General features: G+C 54.7%; 18 protein-coding genes and 1 tRNA gene. 14 read left to right on the top strand and 5 right to left on the bottom strand.

Features of this window, described 5'->3' with window-relative positions; all coding sequences use genetic code 11:
- Positions 1 to 55: 55 nt before the first annotated feature.
- The 5 genes from fdhD to A9G06_RS01000 all read right to left on the bottom strand — a co-directional run bounded on the left by fdhD (position 56) and on the right by A9G06_RS01000 (position 6,717).
- The gene (gene fdhD / locus A9G06_RS01025) at positions 56 to 886 is read right to left on the bottom strand and encodes a formate dehydrogenase accessory sulfurtransferase FdhD (protein WP_069553996.1); all 831 of its coding nucleotides are present in this window, start codon (positions 884 to 886) and stop codon (positions 56 to 58) included.
- Positions 883 to 3,015, bottom strand: a complete 2,133-nt coding sequence (locus tag A9G06_RS01020; protein WP_069553995.1) for a sigma 54-interacting transcriptional regulator — start codon at positions 3,013 to 3,015, stop codon at positions 883 to 885. The genes fdhD and A9G06_RS01020 overlap by 4 nt, the downstream gene beginning before the upstream one ends.
- Positions 3,016 to 3,432: 417 nt before the next feature.
- Complete coding sequence (locus tag A9G06_RS22400) at positions 3,433 to 3,675, bottom strand: hypothetical protein (RefSeq protein ID WP_234784138.1); 243 nt, start codon at positions 3,673 to 3,675, stop codon at positions 3,433 to 3,435.
- Between the two features lie 251 nt (positions 3,676 to 3,926).
- Positions 3,927 to 6,071 carry a formate dehydrogenase subunit alpha gene (gene fdhF / locus A9G06_RS01010; RefSeq protein WP_083243711.1) on the bottom strand — a complete coding sequence of 715 codons (2,145 nt, stop codon included), beginning with the start codon at positions 6,069 to 6,071 and terminating at the stop codon, positions 3,927 to 3,929.
- 46 nt (positions 6,072 to 6,117) lie between these two features.
- Positions 6,118 to 6,717, bottom strand: coding sequence for a 4Fe-4S dicluster domain-containing protein (locus tag A9G06_RS01000; protein ID WP_005333302.1), 600 nt, complete (start codon positions 6,715 to 6,717; stop codon positions 6,118 to 6,120).
- A gap of 825 nt (positions 6,718 to 7,542) precedes the next feature.
- Between A9G06_RS01000 and A9G06_RS00990 the strand changes: the two genes are divergently transcribed.
- The 14 genes from A9G06_RS00990 to selA all read left to right on the top strand — a co-directional run bounded on the left by A9G06_RS00990 (position 7,543) and on the right by selA (position 24,208).
- Entirely contained in the window at positions 7,543 to 8,664 is a 1,122-nt protein-coding gene (locus tag A9G06_RS00990; protein ID WP_069553993.1) for a ThiF family adenylyltransferase, read from the top strand.
- The gene (locus A9G06_RS00985; protein WP_069553992.1) at positions 8,657 to 9,745 is read left to right on the top strand and encodes a ThiF family adenylyltransferase; all 1,089 of its coding nucleotides are present in this window, start codon (positions 8,657 to 8,659) and stop codon (positions 9,743 to 9,745) included. The genes A9G06_RS00990 and A9G06_RS00985 overlap by 8 nt, the downstream gene beginning before the upstream one ends.
- On the top strand, positions 9,726 to 11,840 hold the full coding sequence (locus A9G06_RS00980) for an ATP-binding cassette domain-containing protein (protein WP_069553991.1): 2,115 nt from the start codon (positions 9,726 to 9,728) through the stop codon (positions 11,838 to 11,840). Before A9G06_RS00985 ends, A9G06_RS00980 begins: the two co-directional genes overlap by 20 nt.
- Before the next feature lie 326 nt (positions 11,841 to 12,166).
- A complete protein-coding gene (gene kup / locus A9G06_RS00975; RefSeq protein ID WP_069553990.1) occupies positions 12,167 to 14,035 on the top strand; it encodes a low affinity potassium transporter Kup in 1,869 nt (622 codons plus the stop codon).
- 487 nt (positions 14,036 to 14,522) lie between these two features.
- Positions 14,523 to 15,188 (top strand): 4Fe-4S dicluster domain-containing protein, encoded by a 666-nt coding sequence (locus A9G06_RS00970; protein ID WP_043170826.1) that lies wholly within the window; start codon positions 14,523 to 14,525, stop codon positions 15,186 to 15,188.
- On the top strand, positions 15,188 to 17,077 hold the full coding sequence (gene hyfB / locus A9G06_RS00965; RefSeq protein ID WP_069553989.1) for a hydrogenase 4 subunit B: 1,890 nt from the start codon (positions 15,188 to 15,190) through the stop codon (positions 17,075 to 17,077). Before A9G06_RS00970 ends, hyfB begins: the two co-directional genes overlap by 1 nt.
- A 1-nt stretch (position 17,078) precedes the next feature.
- Positions 17,079 to 18,032 (top strand): NADH-quinone oxidoreductase subunit H, encoded by a 954-nt coding sequence (locus A9G06_RS00960; protein WP_069553988.1) that lies wholly within the window; start codon positions 17,079 to 17,081, stop codon positions 18,030 to 18,032.
- A gap of 80 nt (positions 18,033 to 18,112) precedes the next feature.
- Entirely contained in the window at positions 18,113 to 19,831 is a 1,719-nt protein-coding gene (locus tag A9G06_RS00955; protein WP_069553987.1) for an NADH-quinone oxidoreductase subunit C, read from the top strand.
- 9 nt (positions 19,832 to 19,840) lie between these two features.
- Positions 19,841 to 20,398 (top strand): formate hydrogenlyase complex iron-sulfur subunit, encoded by a 558-nt coding sequence (locus tag A9G06_RS00950; protein ID WP_069553986.1) that lies wholly within the window; start codon positions 19,841 to 19,843, stop codon positions 20,396 to 20,398.
- Positions 20,398 to 21,213, top strand: coding sequence for an NADH-quinone oxidoreductase subunit B family protein (locus A9G06_RS00945; protein ID WP_005301886.1), 816 nt, complete (start codon positions 20,398 to 20,400; stop codon positions 21,211 to 21,213). Before A9G06_RS00950 ends, A9G06_RS00945 begins: the two co-directional genes overlap by 1 nt.
- The gene (locus A9G06_RS00940) at positions 21,206 to 21,619 is read left to right on the top strand and encodes a formate hydrogenlyase maturation HycH family protein (RefSeq protein WP_011706331.1); all 414 of its coding nucleotides are present in this window, start codon (positions 21,206 to 21,208) and stop codon (positions 21,617 to 21,619) included. Before A9G06_RS00945 ends, A9G06_RS00940 begins: the two co-directional genes overlap by 8 nt.
- Positions 21,619 to 22,110 carry a hydrogenase maturation peptidase HycI gene (gene hycI / locus A9G06_RS00935; protein WP_069553985.1) on the top strand — a complete coding sequence of 164 codons (492 nt, stop codon included), beginning with the start codon at positions 21,619 to 21,621 and terminating at the stop codon, positions 22,108 to 22,110. Before A9G06_RS00940 ends, hycI begins: the two co-directional genes overlap by 1 nt.
- Positions 22,111 to 22,323: 213 nt before the next feature.
- Positions 22,324 to 22,415, top strand: a tRNA-Sec gene (locus A9G06_RS22230).
- Between the two features lie 314 nt (positions 22,416 to 22,729).
- Positions 22,730 to 24,208, top strand: coding sequence for an L-seryl-tRNA(Sec) selenium transferase (selA, locus tag A9G06_RS00930; protein WP_069553984.1), 1,479 nt, complete (start codon positions 22,730 to 22,732; stop codon positions 24,206 to 24,208).
- Positions 24,209 to 24,210: the final 2 nt, after the last annotated feature.

Genomic DNA, 24,210 nt, shown 5'->3' with positions numbered 1-24,210 from the left:
TTTTTCATTGCCTGTTTTTATAAGCCCTTTAGCAGGCTCTCACTCTTGCTGACACTTAAAGCAGAATACGCTGGCAGCCGCTGTAGATCTCGGCCCGCCCGGGACGGCAAAAACCCACCAGGGTGAGCCCCATCTGCTCGGCCCGCTCGACCGCAAGCTCGGTGGCGGCCGAGATGGCGAGCAAGATCTCCACTCCGGCGCTGGCGCACTTTTGCACCATTTCGAAGCTGGCGCGGCTGGTCACCAGAATGGCCCCGTCACGGCGACCCGTGCGGCACAGATGGCCCACCAGCTTATCCAGCGCAATATGGCGCCCCACATCCTCGCGGATGGCGAGAATGTTGCCTTCCCCGTCCAGATGCACCGCCGCATGGGTGGCGCCGGTGCGCTGACCCAGCAGCTGAAGCGGGCGCAGTGCGCTCAATACCTTGTCGATATGCCCTACCGCCAGACGCTGACTGTCGGGCAAGCTTGGCTGGGTGCGGATCACCTGCTCCAGACTCTCGCTGCCGCAGATGCCGCAACCGGTGCGCCCCGCCATGGTGCGCCGCTTCTCTTTGAGGCGATGAACGCAGCGATTGGCCAACGTGATATGCAGCTCAATCCCCTGACAGCCATCAATTTGTTCGATGTCGTGGATATCGAGCAGGCTGTCGATGATCCCCTCGGAGAGCGAAAAACCGATAGCGAAATCCTCCAGATCGGAGGCCGAGCACATCATCACGCTGTGGGCGATGCCGTTGTAGACCAGCGCCACCGGCGTTTCGGAGGGGAGCGCCATCTCGCTGTCGCAGGTCAGTGTATCGGCACGGTAGTGCACCACCTCGCGGTGGATGGCGCAGCGGGCCAGCTCGTTCTGCGCCTCAAGCTCCAGTGCCTCTCTCATGGTGCGACCCCGTCAATGATCTCGGGATCTCTGGCCGAAATGCCGAGCCGCTTCATTTTGGAGAGCAAGGTGGTGCGCTTCATGCCGAGACGGTTGGCCGCCCCCCGCTCGCCAGCGACGATGCCGTTGCAGTCGCGCAGGGCGGCGATGATCGCCTCGCGCTCATCAATCGGCCCCTCCTCGGCAAAGAGCGGCGTGGCGGGCTCGTCATAAACCAGAGTCTCAATCTTGTGGTAGCCCTTGAGGGGCATCAGCTCATCGGGCGAGAGGTTGAGCACATGGCCGCGGGTCATCACCACGGCACGCTCGATGACGTTCTCCAGCTCGCGGATATTGCCGTACCAGGGGAGCGACACCAGCATTTTCATGGCATCGGCGGGGATCGAAGTGATGGTGCGGCGCATCCGCTTGGCGATCTTCTTGATAAAGAAGTTGACCAAGAGCGGAATATCCTCGCGCCGCTCGCGCAGGGGCGGCAGCTCGATGGGAAAGACGTTGAGGCGGTAGTAGAGATCGCTTCTGAAACGCTTGTTCTTGACCATGGAGAGCAGATCGCAGTTGGTGGCGGCCACCAGCCGTACATCCACCGCGATGGGGTTGCTGTTACCCACCCGCTCCAGCTCGTGCTCCTGCAATACCCGCAAGAGTTTGGGCTGCAAGTCCAGCGGCATATCCCCCACTTCGTCAAGGAACAGGGTGCCCTTGTGGGCCCGCTCGAAACGGCCGATCCGCTGGGTCAGAGCGCCGGTAAAGGCCCCCTTCTCGTGGCCAAAGAGATCGCTCTCGATAAGGCCGGTGGGAATGGCGGCGCAGTTCACCTTCACCATCTCGTGATCGTGGCGGGCACTCAGGGCGTGAATGGCCTGGGCGATCAGCTCCTTGCCGGTGCCGGTCTCGCCGAGGATCAGCACGGTACTGTCGCTCTCGGCCACCAGCCGAACCTTCTCCAGCACGCTCTCCATCACCGCGCTCTGGTAGATGATGTGGGGGAACTCCCCCTGCATCTGCGGCTCGTTGATGCGAATGGTCTTCTCTTTGGCGCCGTTGGTGTTGGAGATCTCCTGCTGCGCCTGCACGTTGTTCATGGCAATGGCCGTACGTGCCGCCACCTGCTCCAGCAAGGAGATATCGATATCGGCAAAGAAGTCGGCGTTGGGGTGCGAGAGGATCAACACCCCCAGCAGGTTGCCCCGATAGCGCAGCGGCAAAATGCAGGAGCTGTCGGCCTCGGGCGGCAGGATCTGGGAGGTAAAGCGGCAGCGATTGCTGCAGCCATGGCCGTGTTCGCGATAGACGAAAAACGGCTCGCTGTGGCCAAGGGCCCCCTGCAGGCACTTCTTTTCGAAACAGGAGTGATCGATGATGCCCGGCTGCTCGCTCTGGTGCTGATTGACCAGATAGCTCTTGAAGCTGTCGGAGGTGGCGTTGTATTCGGCCAGACACAAACTGCTGATGCCGAAGTGGTGGTGCAGGATGGTAAACAGGCTCTTGGGCAGCTCGGCGATGCGCACCAGTTTGATCACCGCGTTGGTCACATCCACCAGAATTTTGCAACTGTCGCGCTCAAGGCGCAGGGAGTTGGCCTGCTCCAGAGTGCGCTCCTTGTCGAGCACGTTCTCCAGCGCAATGGCGATAATGGCCGCCAGCTGGGTCAGCTTGGCGAGTGTCTCCATGGTGAAGCTGTCGAGCTGGGTGTTGATAAACTCGACCCCACCCAGATGGCTGCGGGCGGTGGTAATGGGGAGCTGGCAGTAGGAGCGCAGCCCCCCGTAGACCCCTTCGCGATCCAGCGCCGGGCAGCGATTCTCAAAGCGGGCGGCAGCGAGAATGATGGCCTGTTCCGGGGTCTCTTTGGTAGGACGGGGGGAGAGATGCAGCTCTGCCTTGGGGCAGACCAGATGCTTTGGGCCGGAATGTCCCATGAAGTAGAAGATGGCCTCCTCGTCCGCACCCATGTTGAGGATCAGGTTGACCCGGGTCACGCCGCCGAAGCTGGCATCTATCTTGTTGAGTTTGTGGATAAAATCATCGAGCGTCACGGCCGACAGGAGGGATTTGGAGAGCAGGAGGAAACCGTCGTCCCAGATGGGAGAGATCTCGTCCAGGGGGATGGCACTCACATTTAGCATTGCGGCCTCACGTTATATCGATTTAGTCACCAGTCAGGCTGTCCATGCCATCGCATCACGACAAGCACTCGTCACCAAAATAAATAGCCACAGCCCGTAAAAGCGGCTGCCAATAAGAAAAGCGGTGACGAAAATTGTCGCATGTTGCAATTCCAGAGTTGTTATTAACGAACGACAACAAAAAGTAACATCGTTATCGGGGGATATATTGGAATGGCGACTCATCATAGATGAGCTTAAATTTCATTACAATCCGATTTAATATATCTGATGGCCATATTTAACCGGTTATTTCATCAGTTCTTGATCTCAATTAAGGCGCCCGAAAAGTGGGCCGCCGTCAACTGTCAGATCTGCCCTTTCCTCTTTGCTGGCTGCGGGTTTCAAGATGGCGTTTGCTGCCCATCCATCGGCAATTTACGAGGTGATGATCCGGCTGTGGCAGCACTTCAGGCCACCGAAGATAAAGAGGGCCGACAGGCTCTGGAAGGCCATCAGCAGCCAGCTGGCGTTGTCGGCAAGCTCGGCGGTGACGCTCTGATGCGTGAGGTAGATCAGCAGGGTGATCACCCCCAGCAGCAGGCCGTTGATCAAGGTGGTGGAGATAAACCCGATCAGCCAGGCACTGGAAATACTCAAGGCAGAAAATACGCTGCTCATGGCAAGCCTTGCTGCCATAAAACAGCCGAAAAAACCGAAGCCGAGCAGAAATATCATCTCGTCGCGCCAAATATAGCAACCTATTCCCAGCAATATCGCCGCCAGATAGGTGCCAATATAGAAAAGTCCGAATAAGCGACCAATTTCATGTTGCATCATTTACTCCCCTTTTTTTGGTAATAAAAGGGTGCCCGACTCGATAAATCCGAGTCGGGTTCCCTTATTTGTGCAGAACCTCTTTTTTAGGGCGATCAGCCCTTAGCTGCGCTGCGCAATTTCGCCTTGAGCGCGCTGTATTCAGTCTGGACGTACACTTCCGCCTCAGGCTGATTGTCGATGCGCTCGATCTTCACCGCACAGTACTTGTACTCCGGCGTGTGGGAGACGGGATCGACGTGCTCGATGGTGAGCTCATTGCAGGCCCCGATCCACCACTGGTAGGTCATATAGACCACCCCGGCGTTGACCCGGTCGTTGTAGTTGGCCCGGGTGATCACCTTGCCACGGCGCGACGAGATCCAGACCAGCGCCTGATCCTTCACTCCAAGCTTTTTGGCATCGCTCGGGTGGATCTGCACATAGCCCGGCTCATCGGCCAGGGTCTGCAGCGCCGAGCAGTTGCCGGTCATGGAGCGGCAGGAGTAGTGACCTACCTCGCGCACGGTGGAGAGCACCAGCGGGTACTCCGCACAGGGCTGCTCCAGCGGCGGCCGCCACTCGGAGGCAATCAGCTGACCCTTGCCGCTCGGGGTTGTGAACACGTTCCCCTCGAACAAGGTGCTGGTGCCCGGGTGATCCTCGGTCGGACAGGGCCACTGCACGCTCTTGAGATCGGCCATCTTGTCGTAGCTGACCCCGGCGTAGAGCGGGCAGAGCGCACGCATCTCGTCCCAGATCTCTTCGGTGTTGTGGTACTCCATGGGATAACCCATGGCGGTCGCCATCAACGAGAAGATGGCCCAGTCCGGCTTCACGTTCTCGGGAGGCGTCACCGCCTTGTAGAAGCGCTGGAAGCCGCGATCCGCCGAGCTGTAGACCCCTTCGTGCTCACCCCAGCTGGTGGCGGGCAGAATGACGTCGGCCATCTCGGCAGTCTGGGTCATGAAGATATCCTGCACGATCACCAGCTCCATCCCCGCCAGAGTGCGGCGGAACTGACCCAAGTCAGCTTCGGTCTGGGCCGGATCTTCACCGAAGATGTAGAAGGCCTTGCACTTGCCCTCCTCCACCTTGTGGCCAAGCTCCGTCAACCGATAGCCGGGCTTTTGAGAGAGGGATTCCACGCCCCACGCCTTGGCGAACTTGGCGCTGATCTCGGGATCGGCCACCGACTGATAACCCGGGAACTGGTGGGGCAGCATCCCCATGTCACAGGTGCCCTGCACGTTGTTCTGACCGCGCACCGGCCCGCAACCGGTACCGCGACGACCGAAGTTGCCGGTCAGCAGCGCCAGACCCGCCAGCCCCTTGACCACGTCCACCGCCTGCCCGTACTGGGTCACCCCCATGCCCCACAGGATCATGGAAGCAGGCGACTCGGCATAGGTGCGAATGGCGGCGCGGATATCGGCGGCTTTGAGGCCGGTGATCCCCTCGACATATTCCGGGGTGTACTTGGCCACCGTCGCCTTGAAGGTCTCGAACCCTTCGGTGTAGTTGGCGACAAAGGCCTTGTTATAGAGCCCTTCATTGATCAACACATTGGCGAAGGCGTTAACCAGTGCCATGTTGGAACCATTTTTGAGCGGCAGCCACTGATCGGCGATGCGGGCGGTCTCCACCATACGGGGATCACACACAATCACCTTGGCCCCGTTTGCCTTCGCCTTGAGGATATGGCGAGCGACGATGGGGTGAGAGTCAGCAGCGTTGTAACCAAACACCAGCAGGCACTTGGTCTCTTGAATTTCGGGAATGGCGTTGCTCATGGCGCCGTTGCCTACAGTTGTCTCCAGACCGGAGACTGAGGGTGCGTGTCACACCCTCGCGCAGTGGTCGACGTTGTTCGTCCCAATCACCGCACGGGCAAATTTCTGCATCACATAGTTGGCTTCATTGCCGGGGCCACGGGCAGAGCCGGTGGTCATGATGGCGTCCGGGCCATATTTTGCCTTGATGGCAGCCAGACGGCTGCTGGCGAACTCGATCGCTTCATCCCAGGAGACGGCCTCGAACTTGCCACCGCGCTCGCGGCGGATCATCGGGCTCTTGAGACGGGGGGTCAGCAGGTTGGTGTCGTTCAAAAAATCCCAACCGTAATAGCCCTTGAGGCAGAGCTGCCCCTCGTTGGTCCGGCCGTTGGCGCCTTCGGCCCCCACCACCTTGTCGTTTTCAACCAGCAGGTTGATTTTGCAACCGGTGCCGCAATAGGGGCACACGGTAATGACTTTTTTCATGACTCACACTCTTGTTTGTTAACGAAAAACGGCTCGGCAAGCCCGCTCACACCCGCGCCGGCATCGCCAGCAGAGCCTCGGCACTGGCCAGCTGCTTCTGCCGGTTCAGGGTTTCAAGATGCTCCGGCGTGACCAGCCGCAGCGCCTGGGTCGGACACACTTCGACACAGGCCGGGCCCGCCTCGCGGTGACGGCAGAGATCGCACTTGAGCGCCTGCGCCTTGGTCTGCGGACGCTTGAAGAGCGAATCGGCTGCGGGTGCCACCTCTTTGAGCACCACCGCCATGGCGCCGTAAGGACAGGCCACCACGCAGGACTTGCAGCCGATGCAGCGCTCCTGCAACACCTTGACGCAGCCATCCTCGCTGACGATGGCATTGTTCGGGCAGGCCATGGCGCACGGCTTGTCTTCACACTGGCGACAGAGCACCGGCGTGGTCACCTTGCTGCCCACGATCACCTTCAGGCGCGGCTGAAAGTAGCTGTCCCTGGAGACCAGATGTCCATCCTCGATGGCAAGATGCAGGCCGCCCTCCCGCTCAAGGGTCCCGCTGCAAGACCCTGACTGGTGTGAAACGGCGCAGGCCACCTCACAGGTACGACACCCAATACAGAGACTGGGATCTGCAATCACGAAGCTGTTCATAGAGAGGGATCCTAAATGGTTCGTTACACCGGGCCGCCCGCCGACAGGCAAAGAGGCGGCCAGCCCCCCACAAAGCATTTATCAGACCAAAACGGGCCAAAGGTGCGATAAAAATTTACAAGCGACTGAAAATAAAGAAGTAATCAGAAATAAAAACGTGCTGAATGCCACCTCTTACGAGGGTGACGACGGGCTGGGAAGTGTGATCGACACGACAAAAGTGACGAGCTCGACACCGGCTGACAAAGGCGTATCACCCTGCCCCTTTAAGCCAATCGAACAAGGAATCGCCAATCAATAACTAATTTGTTGATCTTGGACAGATTATACAAATTTTATTCTTTCTCTGACTAATTAGATTCTGTAGGATGCTTCATGTGAGAACCTAGATGTATATTTTTTAAAATAATTAAAATGGTTGAATTATGTATAACTATTTATGGGAGTGCCAAAGACTTAATATAATTTAATTATTGATGATGTAAAATACAATTTAACATTTAAATCGGCATGAATTATATAGTGAGTTTTTAAAATGGAAAATTTGGATTTGTCTTTTGAGGTTGTAAATAGTAAAGATTTTTCTGCCAAATATACTGCAGGATGTTCAGGAGATCGCAGTGAGTGTTGCACTCGAGTATGTACTCGAGCATGCATTGATGATCAAGAATCTAATTCTAGCATTGATGCTTGGGATAAATATCTTGAAATAAACGCAGGCGTTTTGCAATATTAATTATAAGGTCGCCATAAATAGGCGACCTTATTAAAATATTAATGACACCTTTTAATGCGCAACGCTATCTATTATGGTTATAATATTTCATGCTCAACAAGATATTTAAAGTAAAAGAAACAGTTGATATATTCATCACTGAAAATGAGTTGGATGAATTCATTACTCTAACGTTTCATGTAATGACAACTAGAGATAGATTGGAAATAAAAACAAATAGGAATGTTGCTAAATTCATAGCTAGCTTCAATGGTGAGACATCGGTTGGGAACATAATTAAAAGCATTGGTTCAATAAAATTTGAAGATGCCAAAAACCTGATCGACTTTCTACTATTACATCATCTTATTTATGACACTTCACAGCAACCAATCTCTAATCCCCGTTTTAATAGACAAGTAACTTTCTGGGATGACTTTGTTTTAGAACGTTCAGGGACAGAGACACAAAACATTTTAGAAAATAAAAAAATTGTAATTTTTGGATGTGGCTCAATTGGTGGGAGAATAGCTGAAATATTAGTGCGCTCAGGTGTTAAAAATATAACTATTGTAGATTACAAGCAAGTCAGGAAATCAGACTCCATCAGACACTGCTATTATAATCCTAGCTATATAGGAAAACCAAAACCCCTTGCGTTAAGTAATTTTTTATCAAAGATCAATAGTGAAGTTAAAGTAAAATCTTATTGTGAAAAGTTATTACCAGAAACAGATCTATCTAATTATATCAATAATGAAATAGATCTTGTTATAAACACTTGTGATGAACCATACATTGGCCACACCTCACTAAAAATAGGTAGATTCTTAAATCAATTAAAAATTCCTCTTTATATTTCTGGCGGATTCGATGCGCATTTGATGAGTTCTGGAGAATTGATATTTCCACCACTAACACCATGCATAGATTGCGCTCAAAATACATTCTCAAAAGCGTTAAAAGAATGGAAGCCAATATACACCGAAGTAGAAAGAGATTCTATAAAAAGTAATTCGTTCAGAACACCTTATATTTCTGGCGGTCCTGGTGGATTAGCAATGATGAGTGGCTTTTCAGCTAATTTATGTTGTATTAAAATATTGCAGTTTCTTTTAGATGATTCCACATTTGATTACAAGTGTGAAAGATATGAGTATCTTCCGAATATGGGTGACATGACAAGATTTACGTTAAAAAAACAAGAAGGGTGCATAATCTGCCATGAATAAGTATAGACTTAGACAAAGCGTAGGCATTGTTGTACAGAATAATGTCACTGAATTTTTTAAAGCTAACGTTAGAAACAGCACAAAAATAAAAATTGGATTTACTGATATTATCAATTTATTGCAGTTATTTGATGGAAAAACGCCTTTAAATAGAGTAGCTGAACAGTACCCTGGATTAAATAGAGAGCAACTGAATAACTTTGTAACATTCCTTAATAAAGAACATGTACTGATCCTTAATAATGTGTCATATACTGACACACTTAAAAACGAACAATATAGACTAATAAATACATTGGAAGAGTTTTGTTATTCCTCTAGTGAAGTAATTGAGTGTCTTGATAAAATAACCTCATCAAAGGTAGTTATAATTGGAGCTGGGGCAGTAGGAAGTAATATTGCCGCATATTTAGCTAGTTGTGGTGTTGGTGAGATCATACTAATAGATAATGATGTTGTAGATATAAGTAATTTACATCGACAATTCTTTTTTGAAGAAGATATTGGCCACAAAAAAGCTTTAACATTGGCTACAAAACTTCAAAAAATCAATCCATCAATATCCGTTACACCTATAGATGATAAAATTGATACCACATTCTTCGACCGAAATCAGCTACCTAACGATGTAAATGTTATCATCAATTGCTCTGATGAACCTAGTGTTGATTTTACCAGTGAGATAATCGCTAAATATTGTATGCCTAGAAACATACCCCATATCGTAGGTGGTGGTTACAATCTACATCAAACACTTATAGGCCAAACAATAATCCCATATGAAACAGCATGCTTTAATTGCTTTAGCCTTTATTTGAACAACCAAAGCGCCAAAGAACTGAAAAATGTTAAAAAATTACATAGAGATAAGCGTAAGCTAGGTTCATTTTCTCCTCTCTCTGGAATAGCAGCAACCTTGGCAAGCCTTGATGCTTTAAAGCTGATAATTGATAAAAAACAATTTTTACAGCAAACTAATAAACGTGTCGAATTTAACTTAAGGCATAACGAATTCAACTCACAATTCATACCCAAAGACCCCTCTTGCGCTTGGTGCAGCCATGAAAAAAATGATTTTTGAGTCTATCGAAACACATAATTTAAAGAAAATCGATATTGAAATACCCTTGAACAAAATAACTGCTTTATATGGACGATCCGGAGCAGGAAAAAGTTCTCTAGCATTCTCTACGATACATCAGTTATGTAAAGATGAATTTGATGCTATAGAAAATGGATTTGTAAATGAAAGCGAATATGTACTATCAAACTACAATGGCTTAATTCCTTCTGTTGCTATAGAGCAGAGAAATACAAATAACAACCCAAGATCAACCATATACTCATATCTAAATATATCACAAGCGTTACTAGCTCTAAAAAATAATTTCTATGATGAAATTCCAGAACATCGCCATCTAAAAACAAATAAAGTAACAACTGAATGTAGCGCTTGCCATGGTCGCGGTGAAACGTTTGAACTAGATCTAGTTAAGGTTATAGAGGAACATAGCCCTTTACATAAAGGCCCTTTTATTTGCTGGAAACGCGGTGAGCTATCAGATTATTATCTTCAACTTCTTTTGGCTTATTGTGAAAATAAAGAAATCGATACGTCATTATCATTTTATTCATTACCATCACATCAACAAAATCTACTCTTATATAATAACTCAAATGAAGTTTTACATTTCAAATACAGACATAAAGGGAAAATAAAGAACAGGAAGGCTACTTATATTGGTGTCATGAAATATATTGAAAACATCCGTACAGGTAAGGCTTCTTCTAACTATGAGAATGCAAAAACATGCAATATTTGTCATGGCTCCCGAATAAATAGAACTATTTCAAAACTTAACGTTCTAGGGTTGAACTTTGATGATTTATTATTAATGCCAATATCGGATTTATGTATTAAATTTCATCAAAAAATCGATGGAACACCTTTTTATAACATCCTTTCATCCATTAATGATATGGGGCTTGGATATTTAAATCTATCACGTTCCATACCCAGTCTTTCTGGCGGGGAACTACAAAAGCTGATTTTCAGCAAATTACTCACATCAAACATAACTGGAATACTGATTGTTATTGATGAAATATCATCACAGATAAATAAACAGGATTTCCCATTAATAAAAAAGAAACTTTTAGACCTAGCAAAAAGAAATACTCTATTATTAGTTGAACATAACCAAGAGCTCATAGATATTGCTGACACAAAATATCATATAGGAAAGTTCCCTGGAGCTCTAGGTGGAAATATATGTGAGCACGAAGTCATCTCACCAATGGAAAATTCAAACAAAAAAAATTCAATCTCTGGATTTTATGATTTTCATTCAATCAATAGTAATAATATCGTAAATCAACATGTTCGAATTCCAATTAAAGCCGTCACTATCATAACAGGCCCATCCGGCTCAGGAAAAACATCGCTTGTAAAAGAAATCTCAGTTAAAATGAAATCCATATACATAAGCCAGAAGACGCCATCATATTCTGGGCGCTCTTCTGTGGCAACAATCACGGGACTTAACGAGCACATAGCTCAATACTTTTCATCCAAAACAGGGGTCGATTACAATTATTTTTTACCACATAAAAAGGGAGCCTGCTCCTTATGTGAAGGAAAAGGATTGATAAAGATTGAACGCGGGTATGAGAAAGATATATATATAACTTGCAATAGATGCAATGGCCTACTTTTTGATCCTGAAATAAATGAATTGAACGTTTCAATAAATGGAGTAAACATTATTGAAACTTATAACTCAGAACTATCAAATCTGTCATTCTTATTTGAAAGTAATCAAATAAAAAACATCTTAACAACACTTAATAGCCTAGGATTATCTCACCTAAAACTAAACAGAAAAACACAGTCCCTTTCTGGCGGAGAAATGAGAAGAATAAAACTTTGTGAGTCTCTTACAAGAACTAAGCAAATTGATAGAATCCTTATAATTGATGAGCCAACTGCTGGTTTAGACCCTGAAACCTCATCACAGGTTTTAAATTACATATACGAGAAAGCATCTTTGTTTAACTCTGTGATTATAATAGAACACGCAGAAGAAGCGCTAAAATTCGCTGATTATAGAATAGACATTGGACCTGGGTCAGGTAAGTTGGGAGGAAAAATACTCATGCAAAAAGAGATTAGATAACTATAGAAAAGCTCTTGGCCATAATAGTTATAACATTATGGCCTATTATTGCCAATACGTTCGATCTTATATGCCCCCTTGTAGATATTTACTCATACTCACCATCTGATTATTTATATAGCCACAGCTAGCAATAATATGTGTATCATAAAGCTTAACGACAGATAAACAGACTGTGTTCCATGACAAGCAGATCACTATTCCGTTAGCGCCCTTTCCCATCGCAATCCATTAATTCTCTCCCGATTAAATATCACGACTCTCTTGGTAGGTCGGGCAGCTGTGCGTTGGCAAACGTGTAAACATCAAACTGACAAGATGAACTCATGAACTGTGATAAACAACAAGCCACTCCCGGCGTTATGCTGGCGGCGATTGGCGTAGTCTATGGCGATATCGGCACCAGCCCGCTCTATACCTTGCGAGAGTGCCTGTCAGGTCAATTCGGGTTCGGCGTCGAGCCGGCCTCCATTCTCGGCTTTCTCTCGCTGATCTTCTGGCTGCTGATCCTGGTGGTGTCGGTCAAGTACCTCTCCTTTGTGATGCGGGCCGATAACGCCGGCGAGGGTGGCATTCTTACCCTGATGTCGCTGGCGACCCGCAACGCCTCCACCCGCTGGACGCCGCTGCTGATCATCCTCGGCCTGATTGGCGGCAGCTTCTTCTATGGTGAGGTGGTGATCACCCCGGCGATGTCGGTGATGTCGGCCATCGAGGGTCTGAGCATTCTCACCCCCGCCCTCGACCCCTATATCGTCACCCTCTCGGTGCTGGTGCTGACCCTGCTGTTCGCCATCCAGAAACATGGCACCGCCATGGTGGGCAAGCTGTTTGCCCCCATCATGCTGATCTGGTTTATGACGCTGGCGATGCTGGGGCTGCGCGGCATCATCCACAACCCCGAGGTGCTGGGTGCGCTCAACCCCATCTGGGCGGTGCGCTTCTTTATCCAGTACCAGACCACCTCCTTCTTTGCCCTCGGCGCCGTGGTGCTGGCGATCACAGGGGTGGAGGCGCTCTACGCGGATATGGGCCACTTTGGCAAAAATCCAATTCGCCTCGCCTGGTTTATCGTGGTGCTGCCCTCCCTGGTGCTCAACTACTTCGGTCAGGGGGCGCTGCTGCTGAGCAACCCCGCCGCCATTGCCAACCCCTTCTTCCTGCTCGCACCGAAATGGGCGCTGGTGCCGCTGCTGCCGCTGGCAACCATGGCGACGGTGATCGCCTCGCAGGCAGTGATCTCCGGGGTCTTTTCGCTGACCCGACAGGCAGTGCGCCTCGGTTATCTCTCCCCCATTCGCATCGTCCACACCTCCGAGCAGGAGTCCGGCCAGATCTATATTCCGGTCATCAACTGGATGCTCTATATCTCGGTGGTGATCGTCATCATGAGCTTCGAGCACTCCAGCAATCTGGCGGCGGCCTACGGCATCGCGGTGACCGGTACCATGGTGCTCACCTCCATCCTCTCCTGCTCGGTGGCCAAGAACAGCTGGCACTGGAACAAGTATCTGGTGGCTATCCTGTTTGCTGCGCTGCTCTGTATCGACGTGCCGCTGTTTGCCGCCAACCTCGCCAAGATCTTCTCCGGTGGCTGGCTGCCGCTCACCCTGGGGGCGGTGATGTTCACCGTGATGACCAGCTGGAAGAGCGAGCGTTTCCAGCTTATTCGTCGCCTGAACGAACACGGCAACTCCCTTGAGCCGATGATCGCCTCGCTGGAGAAATCCCCGCCGACCCGGGTGGCTGGTACTGCCGTCTATATGTCGCGGGTGGTCAATGTGATCCCCCATGCGCTTCTGCACAACCTCAAGCACAACAAGGTGCTGCACGAGCGGATCATCCTGCTCACCCTGCGGGTGGAGGATGTGCCCTACGTCCACAATGTGCGTCGGGTCTGCATCGAGCAGCTCTCCCCCACCTTCTGGCGGGTGGTGGCAAGCTACGGCTGGCGCGAGACCCCGAACGTGGAGGAGATCTTCCACCGCTGCAACGCCGAGGGGCTCAGTTGCCGGATGATGGAGACCTCGTTCTTTATGGCCCACGAGTCGCTCATCATGAAAGACCGCCCCTGGTATCTCTATCTGCGCGGCAAGCTCTTTATGCTGCTGCAGCGCAACGCCCTGCGCGCCCCGGATCAATTCGAGATCCCGCCCAACCGGGTTATCGAGCTGGGTTCGCAGGTGGATATCTGATGGCGGGTTGATGGCCTCTTAAAGGCATAGAAAACGTCAGCAAATAGAGAGGGAGGCATTGGCCTCCCTCTTCTTTTCCGTTAACCCCGATTACCGCCCCCTCATCCCCTGCCCTTCTCCCGCAAGGGGAGAAGGGAGCAAACCACGGCAAATCGAACCTGCTCATTTCCCCTCTCGCAACAGCCGTAGGGTGCAACAAGCGTAGCGCCGTGCACCGCGAACATATTTGATAGCGGTGCAATTCACTTCGTTCTTTGCACCCTGCTTATGCTGCGTTTTCCAAGGTGACGAACCCTCTTGGCGGCTTCGTCACAAGTGACGAACGTCACAGTTCGACAGCCACATCAGCGCGTTCATCCAACCACACGAATATTTTTATTTATTTAAAAACAGCCACTTAAATCCAATTTTTCTGCAAAAATCATTCTGGCCCGTATCTTGCCAACCTGCCCCTACTTTCTCCGTTCGCGACACGACAAGGTAGGCTATGAACCGCTTCGTTATCGCTGACCCCAAGCTTTGTATCGGCTGTGGCACCTGTATGGCGGCCTGCAGTGAAGTACACAAGGCGCAAGGTTTGCAGCAAGCCCCCCGTTTAACCGTTATGCGACACGAGCAGGCGACCATGCCGGTTCAGTGCCGTCACTGTGACGATGCCCCCTGCATCAAGGTGTGCCCGGTCGAGGCAATTCGCCAGACCGGCGATTGCGTGCAACTCAATGAGTCGCTCTGCATCGGCTGCAATCTCTGCGCCGTGGCCTGCCCGTTTGGCGCTATCCAGAGCGGTGGCAGCCGTCCGGTGGCCGTGGCCACCAGTTACGACACCTATATCCCCTGCTCCATCCGCTCCAGCAACCCCTCCACCTCTGCAGGCCTGCGCTGCTTTGGCGAGGATCTACTGAGCTGGGAGCCGGGGGTGCGCAGCATCGCGGTCAAGTGCGATCTGTGCGAGTTTCGCGCCGATGGCCCGGCCTGTGTCGGTGCCTGCCCCTCCCAGGCACTGAAGCTGGTCAATGACGGCGACACCGAACGCGCCGCCCGTATCCGTCGCCAGCAAGCGGCCGACACCAACCCGCAAGGGGCCTCCGCCTTCTCGGCGCCTGCCACAGCGCTCCCTGCATCCGATTTATCCACCACAGAGGGAGCCCGCTGATGTTGTCCCCCCTTGTTATGGCCACGCTCCTGCTCTTTTTGCTGGGCGCTGCCGCCGGTTTGCTCCTGCAAAAGTTGCCCGCACTGGCCAACCGCCTCAACAGTGGCCTTGCCCTGCTGGGCTCGCTCGCGGGTCTGGTCGCCGCCATCCAGATCTTTGCCCAAGGCGCCCCCGTCGACGGCCAGCTCTGGCTGCTGGGCTCGGTGCACCTCGACATGCTGGCCGCGCTGATGCTGCTGGTGATTAGCACCGTCGGCATCGCCGTCGCCCTCTACTCATTTGCCTATATCCGCGAATATCAGGGCAAGGGGGATGTGGCCATCGGCGCGCTGATGAACCTCTTCCTCTTTGCCATGGTGGGCATGGTACTGGCCGACAACGCGCTCGGTTTCTTGCTCTGCTACGAGCTGGTGACCCTCACCACCTACTGGCTGGTCAAGACCAACCCCGAGGCCGCCAAACAGAGCCGGCTTTACTTGGTGATGAACCATATCGGCATGGCGCTGGTGCTGATCGCCTTCTGGCTGCTCTGCCGCGAAAGCGGCTCGCTGGAGTTCGCCGCGCTGCGCGAGCACCATCTGGCGGGCGCCCTGGCATCCCTGGTGTTTCTGCTCAGCTTCTGCGGCTTTGGTCTGCGCGCCGGTTTCGTGCCGCTGCACGGCTGGCTGCCGGTGGCCGAGCCCGTTGCGCCGTCCCATATCTCGGCGCTGATGTCCGGTGTGATGGTAAAGCTGGGTCTCTTTGGCATCTTGCGGGTCAGCATCGATTTTCTCGGCGCCAGCCAGCTCTGGTGGGGTTATGTGGTGCTGATCTTCGGTGCCTGTTCGGCAGTGCTCGGGGTGCTGTTTGCGCTGGCCGAGCATGACCTCAAGCGGCTGCTCGCCTACCACACGGTGGAGAACATCGGCATCATCCTGATGGGGATGGGGATCGGCATGATCGGCATCGCCAACCAGCAACCGGCGCTGGTGGTGCTGGGGCTGCTCGGCGCCCTCTATCACCTGCTCAACCACGCCATCTTCAAGAGCCTGCTCTTTATGGGCACCGGCTCTGTGATGTTCCGCCTGCACACTCGTGACATGGACAAGATGGGGGGGCTGGCCAAGCTGATGCCCTGGACCGCGCTGGCGTTCCTCATCGGTGCCATGGCCATCTCGGCGCTGCCGCCGCTGAACGGTTTTGTCAGCGAGTGGTTTATCTACCAATCCCTGCTCTCCATGACCAGACTCGGCACTTCCGTCGTCGCGCCGCTCGCGGTAGTGATGCTGGCGGTGACCGGCGCCATGGCGGTGACCGGCGCCATGGCGGTGATGTGTTTCGTCAAGGTGTACGGCATCTGCTTCTGCGGTGCCCCGCGCAGCGAGAAAGCGAGCCACGCCCGCGAAGTGCCGGGCTCCATGGTGGCAGGCACCCTGCTGCTGGCCGCTGTCTGTCTGGTGCTGGGTCTGGGCGCCCCCTGGATTGCCCCCCATATCGCCAGCTATGGTCAGGCACTCGTTGCCAGCCAGATGAGCGTCGCCACCGGCGCCACCCTGCTGCCACTCGACAGCTCACAAGCGATCCTCTCCCCACCCGTTATCGCCATCACCTTGCTGGGGCTGTTCCTCATTCCGCTGCTGGTACTGGCCATCTTCAAGGGGCCCAAGCTGGGTCGTCGTCACGCTGGCACCCCGTGGGCCTGTGGTTACGCCTATGAGGAGCGCATGAGCCTCACCTCCGGCGGTGTCACCCACACCTTGCGCCAACTCTGTGCGCCGCTCTATCGCAAACAGCCGCAGCTCGATCTGGCCAGCGCCCTGCACGTGGTGAGCGATACCAGCGGAATGACCGGCTGGTTGCTGCATGGCGTTGTGCTGGCGCTCTTTATCCTGATGGCTGTAGGAGTCTGATATGCCTGTTCTTGAAATGCCGAGCTGGGGCATGGTTGCCCTCGCCCTGACCCAGGCCATCGCCATGCTGGCGCTGGCGCCGCTCGCCACCGGTTTCAACCGGGTGCTGCGGGCCAAGATGCACTCCCGTCAGGGGCCGGGCCTGCTGCAGGATTACCGGGATATCGCCAAGCTCCTGCGCCGTCAGGAGGTGAGCCCCGAGCCTGCCGGCATCATCTTCAACCTGATGCCTGCGCTGCTCATCGCCGCCCTCTTGCTGGTGGGGATGGCGCTGCCGACCCTGACTCACGAGTCTCCCTTCCCCATCGCCGGGGATCTCATCACCGACATCTATCTGTTCGCTATCTTCCGCTTCTTCTTCTCCCTCTCGGGGCTCGACAGCGGCAGCATGTTTGCAGGGATCGGCGCCCGCCGCGAGCTGACGCTGGGCATTCTGGTGGAGCCCATTCTGGTGCTCGCCTGCTTCATCATGGCGATGATGGTGGGCAGCTCGGATCTGGGCAACATCAGCAACTATGTGGCGACCCAGCCGCTGGCCGCGCCGGTTGCCACCCTCTTGGCTGGCGCCGCCTGCGCCTTCGCGGTGTTTGTCGAGATGGGCAAGCTGCCCTTTGACTGCGCCGAAGCCGAGCAGGAGTTGCAGGAGGGGCCGCTCACCGAGTATTCCGGTGCGGGCCTGGCCCTGCTCAAGCTCTCCATCGGCCTCAAGCAGCTGGTGGTGGTGCAGCTCTTTCTGGTGATTTTCCTGCCCTTCGGCAAGGCGGCCAACTGGAGTCTGCCTGCGCTCATCGGCGCGGCGCTGATCCTCGCCTGCAAGCTGCTGGTGGCCTTTTTGCTGGCCGGCATCATCGAAAACGCCATGGCCCGCACCCAGTTCGTGCGCACCCACAAGCTCACCCGCTACGGGTTGGGGCTGGCCCTGCTGGCGCTGCTCGCCTATCTGGTCGGGGTCTGAGCCATGCCCGCCAACACAGCAACTTTTTCCGATTTCATCATTTGTGAATGCTCATTCCCGAACATTAAAGTGAGAACTGCATGACCATCGCCATTTCGGATCGCATCGGCTGCGACTACATCCAGCAGGTGCGAGCACAACTGCCCCACGCCATCATCGATGAGGAGTGGCAAACCGCCGATCAGGCCACCATTACCGTCAAACCCACCAGTCTGGTCGAGACCGCCAGCCTGATCTTCCACCAGCTGGGGGGCTGGCTTCCGCTCTCCTTTGCCAATGACGAGCGCAGCCTAAACGGCCACTTCGCCGTCTACCACGTCTTCTCCATGGAGGGCGACACCAAGTGCTGGATCACCGTCAAGGTGCTGGTGGATGCCGATACCCAGGAGTACCCCTCCATCACCCCGACCATTCCGGCGGCGGTGTGGGGCGAGCGGGAGATCCGCGACATGTACGGCCTGCGCGCCATCGGCCTGCCGGACGAACGTCGTCTGGTGCTGCCTGACGACTGGCCGGAGGATATCCATCCCCTGCGCAAGGACGCCATGGATTATCGCCAGCGCCCGATGCCCACCACCGACACCGAGACCTATCCCTTCGTCAACGAGCTCGGCAGTGATGCCAACCGCATCGTGCCGGTCGGCCCGCTGCACATCACCTCGGATGAACCGGGGCACTTTCGTCTGTTCGTCGATGGGGAAGACATCATCGATGCCGACTACCGCCTCTTCTATGTCCATCGCGGCATGGAAAAACTGGCAGAAACCCGCATGGGCTACAACGAAGTGGCCTTCCTGACCGATCGGGTCTGCGGCATCTGCGGCTTTACCCACAGCGTCGCCTACACCACCTCGGTGGAGAACGCCATGGGTATTCCGGTGCCGGAGCGGGCCAAGATGATCCGCGCCGTGCTGCTGGAGGTGGAGCGCCTGCACAGCCATATCCTCAACATCGGCCTGTCGAGCCACTTCACCGGTTTTGACACCGGCTTCATGCAGTTCTTCCGGGTGCGGGAGAAATCCATGACCCTGGCCGAGCTGCTCACCGGCGCGCGCAAGACCTACGGCCTCAACCTGATTGGCGGGGTACGCCGCGACATCTTCAAGGAAGATCGCATCAAGGGTGCCCAGCTGGTGCGCGAGCTGCGTGATGAGCTCAAACCCCTGGTGGCCATGCTGCTGGATACCGCCAATATCTCCTCCCGCCTCATCGGTATCGGCAAGCTCGAGCCGCAGATTGCCCGCGATTTCAGCTGCGTCGGCCCCATGGTGCGGGCGAGCGGCTTCAAGCGCGACGTGCGTCGGGTTCACGACTTTGCCGGCTACCGCGAGTTGCCGATGGAGATCCAGACCAAGGCGGGTTGCGATGTGCAATCCCGGGTGCTGGTGCGGATCCATGAGCTCTACGACTCCCTCGACATGATTGAGTTCGGCCTTGAGCACCTGCCGGAGGGGCCGCTTTTGACCGAAGGGTTCACCTACCAGCCGGGCAAGTTTGCGCTGGGCTTTACCGAGGCGCCCCGCGGCGAGAACGTCCACTGGAGCATGACTGGCGACAACCAGAAGCTGTTCCGCTGGCGCTGCCGCGCCGCCACCTACGCCAACTGGCCCGCTCTGCGCTACATGCTGCGCGGCAATACCGTGGCGGATGCACCGCTCATCATCGGCAGTCTGGATCCCTGCTACTCCTGTACCGACCGGGTCACCCTGGTCGACCCCAAGAAGGGCGAATCCACCGTGGTCTCCTACAAGGAGATCGAGCGCTACGGCATCGATCGCAAAAACTCTCCGCTGAAATAAGGGGTCATCATGATCAAGCTGTTCAAGACCATCCTCAAGGCTGGCACCCCGACCGCCAAATACCCCTTCGCTCCTTACGAGGTGAACCGGGATTTTCGCGGCAAACCGAAATATCAGGCGGATCAGTGCAACGCCTGCGCCGCCTGCACCAAGGCCTGCCCGGCCAATGCGCTGGTGATGGAAGTGGACATGGAGACCGGCGAACGGCGCTGGGAGATCTCCATGGCGCGCTGCATCTTCTGCGGCCGCTGCGAGGAAGTCTGCCCGACCCGCGCCATCGCCCTCTCACCCGAGTTCGAGCTGGCGGTGACCAACAAGGCGGATCTCTATGAGGAGGCCCGCTTCGCGCTGGCCCCCTGCACCCTGTGCGGCACCTACTTTGCCCCGAGCAAGCTGGTGGCGCTGGTGGAGGACACCCTCAAGCAGGCAGGCACACCGCTGGCCACCCCGGAGCGGCTGCACCACTGCCCCGACTGCAAACGAAAACAGAGCATGCTGAGCCAGCCTGACTCGGCCCTGATCACACCGATAGCCACACCGATGGCCGCACAAAAGGAGTGGATGTGATGAGCAAGATCAAAGGCATAGAACCGGTTGTCGGCCATGCCCATACCCGCGCCGTACCGCTGGCACAGGATCCCGAGATAACCAAACTCAAGAAGACTCTGCTCAAGGACATTCGCCGCTCGGCCTATGTCTACCGGGTCGATTGCGGCGGCTGCAACGCCTGCGAAATCGAGATCTTCGCCACCATCACCCCGCTGTTCGATGCCGAGCGTTTCGGCATCAAGGTGGTCGCCTCCCCCCGCCACGCCGACATCCTGCTCTTTACCGGCGCGGTGACTCGGGCGATGCGGGTGCCGGCCCTGCGCGCCTACGAGGCGGCGCCCGATCCCAAGATCTGCATCGCCTACGGCGCCTGCGGCTGTGACGGCGGCATCTTCCACGACCTCTACTGCGTCTGGGGCGGCACCGACAAGATCGTACCGGTGGATGTCTATATCCCGGGCTGCCCCCCAACACCGGCAGCCACCATCTACGGCTTTGCCGTGGCGCTCGGTCTGCTTGAGCAAAAACTCAAAGCCACCAGCCACGAGGTGCAACCGGGTGAGCGGGTCGAGCTGCGCCACACCGGCATCCCCAACGAAATTCGGGTGATGATCGAGCGCGAAGCGCGCCGCATGGCCGGTTATCGGCAGGGGCGGATCATCGCCGACGAATTCATGGCCCTGCTCGAAGGGGCGACCCAGCAGGATGTGGATCTGCGCATCCAGAGCTACCTCGATCAGCACGACGATCCCCGTCTGGCGGAGATCGTCAACAACCTCGCAAACGCCTGCCTCAACCGGGCGGCCGGCAAGGGAGAGGCGGTGCATGGCTGACGAGGTTTTTTTCTACCGCCTCTCGCGCAAGTTCGTCGACGAGCAGTTCGACGTCCCCGAGGAAGCCAAAGAGGTGATGTACTACAGCCTCGCCATCGGCCATCACCTCGGCATCGTCGATTGCCTGCGAGCAGACCTGGTCTGCTCGCTGACCGGTTATCGCGACTGGGTGGCCAAGCTGCCAGAGGGGAGCGAAGCGCGCCGCAAGATGGAGGGGTTTCTCACCTTTGGCGAGATCACCATCTATCGCGAGCACTGCCATATGCTGGCCTGCGCCTTCGACCGACTGCGCAAAGCCGACAATCTGCTCGATGAGCAGGAGCTGGGCTGGACCAATACCTTTATGGATCAGCTCACCGCCCTCTTTAACGACCCCCATATGTACCTGATGGTAAGGAGCCGCTGATGGGCTGCAATCTCGTGTTGACTGTGGGCAATGCCATGATGGGGGACGACGGTGCCGGCCCCTATCTCGCCGGCAAACTGCAGGCCGCCCCCCTGCCCTGCTGGATCCATATCAACGGCGGCATCGCGCCGGAAAATGTGGTCTACAAGGTGCGGGAGCTGCAACCTGAGCGGGTGGTGCTGGTGGATGCCGCCGAGATCGGCGAGAAGGCGGGTACCCTGCAGGTGATCCCCCCCGAGACCATCGCCGAGATGTTTATCTTCTCGACCCACAATATGCCGCTCAATTTCCTGATCGACGAGCTCAAGACCTTTGTCCCCGAGGTGATCTTTGTCGGGGTACAACCGGCCATCGTGGCGTTCTCCTTCCCGATGACCGAGATGGTGAGCGAGGCGATGGATTATCTTTATCAGCATCTTGATGCCGCCAGTGACACCAGTCTGTTAATAGATAAACTGGATCAGTGGAATATTGCCAACGCCAGCCGGTGATTATTTATCGAGTTGTTAACGACCGTTATTGACCGACGGTTACGGCAATGTAATCAAGGCCCGATGTTAAATTAAAAACATCGGGCTAATTGTGCTGAACTTGATATAAAACAAGGTTCTTTGATTTTTTCAAAAAATCGCTAACTCTCGCTTTTTTATGACAAAAAAAGCGTTGCCAGTCACAGAAATTTGCCACAAAATGGCGACCATTACGGAAGTTGATGGGGTCTGGTGGCCTCCTCGGTCTTCAAAACCGATGTGAGCCGAGAAGGCTTTGGCAGGTTCGATTCCTGCCTCTTCCGCCAAATTTATCTATTGAACAAATACTCTCCCGCTGAATTTTTCGGCCTGAATGTTATTTCCATTGTTTGTTCAATATGTTTGAAGTAATACCTTAAAAAAGGTGCTTTCCGCTTGCCAATATAATCCGAAGTCAGGTTATCTCGCTGGCCAAAAATTAATTTATCAGCATCGATGCAGCATTAATTTATACCCGCTCATTGATGCACCCAGTTTGCAGTCATCCGCAAATCGCCAGCAGTACCATAACCCGTCAGCTCGGCCTCTCTATCGGCAAACCGGTGCGCATCCCGAACCCACGCATTGCACTGGTAATCCCATGCCGAACTCGTCTCACGCGTCAGCTATCCCCCACCGCCAGCCCGCATCAGGTACGGCTGCCGACGATTCACAGCCAGATTCTCAGCAACTGCCCGGCCAGCAACTAACGCGCCGTTTGCCGCAAGTGGAACAGCTGCTGCAGCAACCCTTTCTCGCCGGTTTTATCGAAGCGCTGAGCCGCCCGCTGGTGACTCAGGCGGTGCGCGACACCCTGAGCGAGCTGCGCCAGAGCGAAGATTTTCGCCAGCATGGCGTCGCCCCCGAGCAGATCGAGGCGCTGATTGCCAAACGCTGCCAACAGCAGTTGCGCCAGCGTCAAACCCGGGTGATCAACGCCACCGGCACCCTGGTGCATACCAATCTGGGGCGTTCGCCGTTAAGTGCCGATCTGTGGGACGAGGTACGTGACCTCAACACCGGCTACAACAATCTGGAGCTGGATCTCGCCACCGGCAAGCGCGGCGGGCGCAAGGGGCTGATCGCCCTCCTGCTCCGTTGCCTCACCCAGGCCGAGGATTCGCTGGTGGTCAACAACAACGCCGCTTCCCTCTTCCTGCTGCTGCAGGAGGTGGCAAAAGGTCGCGAGGTGATCGTCTCGCGCGGCGAGCAGATCCAGATTGGCGGCGGCTTTCGCATTCCCGATATTCTGGCGCTCTCCGGTGCCAAACTGGTGGAGGTGGGCACCACCAATATCACTACCGCCAAAGATTACCTCGATGCCATCACCGATCAGACCGCGCTCGTGCTAATGGTGCACAGATCCAATTTCGCCATTCGCGGCTTTACCGAATCCCCCGATATCGGCGAGGTGGCCCGCGCCCTGCCCGAGCACGTGGTGCTGGCAGTGGATCAGGGTTCGGGATTGACCACCGAAGAGTTTGCGCCGGACGAAACCTCGGTGCGCCAGTACATCAAGGCGGGGGCGGATCTGGTCTGCTACTCCGGTGACAAGCTCTTGGGTGGCCCGCAATCGGGCATCATCAGCGGCCGCAACGACCTTATCAAGCGGCTGGAAAAACACCCCATGATGCGCACCTTCCGCCCGAGCCGCATCGTCTACTCCCTGCTCGAACGCCTGCTCATCCACAAGCTCAACAAATCTCCTGTCGGCGAGGGTATCGCCCAGCGCACCCTGAGCAACCCGGCAACCATGCAGGAGAGAGCCTCCCGGCTGATGGCCGCCCTGCCCGGCTGTTTTGTGCCGGTCCCCGCCCAGCTGGTGGTGGGCGGTGGCACATTACCGGACGAGTTCTATCCGGCGCCCGCGCTGGAGTGCACCGACCCGCGCCCGGCCCAGCAGCTGCTCGATGATTTGCGCGAACTGCCGGTGCCGGTCATCGCCACCGTGCGCCAGCAGAAGGTGCTGATCAATATGGCCACCCTGCTGCCGACCGAAATGGAACTGCTGATCGCCCAACTCAAGGAATTGCTGCTGCCCGCCCCGTTCAATGCAACAAATGCGACCGAGGAGCCCTGATC

Source organism: Aeromonas sp. DNP9, assembly GCF_001728955.1.
GTDB classification, from domain to species: domain Bacteria; phylum Pseudomonadota; class Gammaproteobacteria; order Enterobacterales; family Aeromonadaceae; genus Aeromonas; species Aeromonas veronii.
The sequence above is the reverse complement of the archived record's forward strand: the minus strand, read 5'-3'. Positions and strand labels throughout refer to the sequence as shown.

Coding starts and splice junctions, on each gene's coding strand:
- fdhD (WP_069553996.1), bottom strand. CDS start 886: ATGAGAGAGGCACTGGAGCTTGAGGCGCAGAACGAGCTGGCCCGCTGC.
- A9G06_RS01020 (WP_069553995.1), bottom strand. CDS start 3,015: ATGCTAAATGTGAGTGCCATCCCCCTGGACGAGATCTCTCCCATCTGG.
- A9G06_RS22400 (WP_234784138.1), bottom strand. CDS start 3,675: ATGAGCAGCGTATTTTCTGCCTTGAGTATTTCCAGTGCCTGGCTGATC.
- A9G06_RS01000 (WP_005333302.1), bottom strand. CDS start 6,717: ATGAACAGCTTCGTGATTGCAGATCCCAGTCTCTGTATTGGGTGTCGT.
- A9G06_RS00990 (WP_069553993.1), top strand. CDS start 7,543: ATGCTCAACAAGATATTTAAAGTAAAAGAAACAGTTGATATATTCATC.
- A9G06_RS00985 (WP_069553992.1), top strand. CDS start 8,657: ATGAATAAGTATAGACTTAGACAAAGCGTAGGCATTGTTGTACAGAAT.
- A9G06_RS00980 (WP_069553991.1), top strand. CDS start 9,726: ATGAAAAAAATGATTTTTGAGTCTATCGAAACACATAATTTAAAGAAA.
- kup (WP_069553990.1), top strand. CDS start 12,167: ATGAACTGTGATAAACAACAAGCCACTCCCGGCGTTATGCTGGCGGCG.
- A9G06_RS00970 (WP_043170826.1), top strand. CDS start 14,523: ATGAACCGCTTCGTTATCGCTGACCCCAAGCTTTGTATCGGCTGTGGC.
- hyfB (WP_069553989.1), top strand. CDS start 15,188: ATGTTGTCCCCCCTTGTTATGGCCACGCTCCTGCTCTTTTTGCTGGGC.
- A9G06_RS00960 (WP_069553988.1), top strand. CDS start 17,079: ATGCCTGTTCTTGAAATGCCGAGCTGGGGCATGGTTGCCCTCGCCCTG.
- A9G06_RS00955 (WP_069553987.1), top strand. CDS start 18,113: ATGACCATCGCCATTTCGGATCGCATCGGCTGCGACTACATCCAGCAG.
- A9G06_RS00950 (WP_069553986.1), top strand. CDS start 19,841: ATGATCAAGCTGTTCAAGACCATCCTCAAGGCTGGCACCCCGACCGCC.
- A9G06_RS00945 (WP_005301886.1), top strand. CDS start 20,398: ATGAGCAAGATCAAAGGCATAGAACCGGTTGTCGGCCATGCCCATACC.
- A9G06_RS00940 (WP_011706331.1), top strand. CDS start 21,206: ATGGCTGACGAGGTTTTTTTCTACCGCCTCTCGCGCAAGTTCGTCGAC.
- hycI (WP_069553985.1), top strand. CDS start 21,619: ATGGGCTGCAATCTCGTGTTGACTGTGGGCAATGCCATGATGGGGGAC.
- selA (WP_069553984.1), top strand. CDS start 22,730: ATGCCGAACTCGTCTCACGCGTCAGCTATCCCCCACCGCCAGCCCGCA.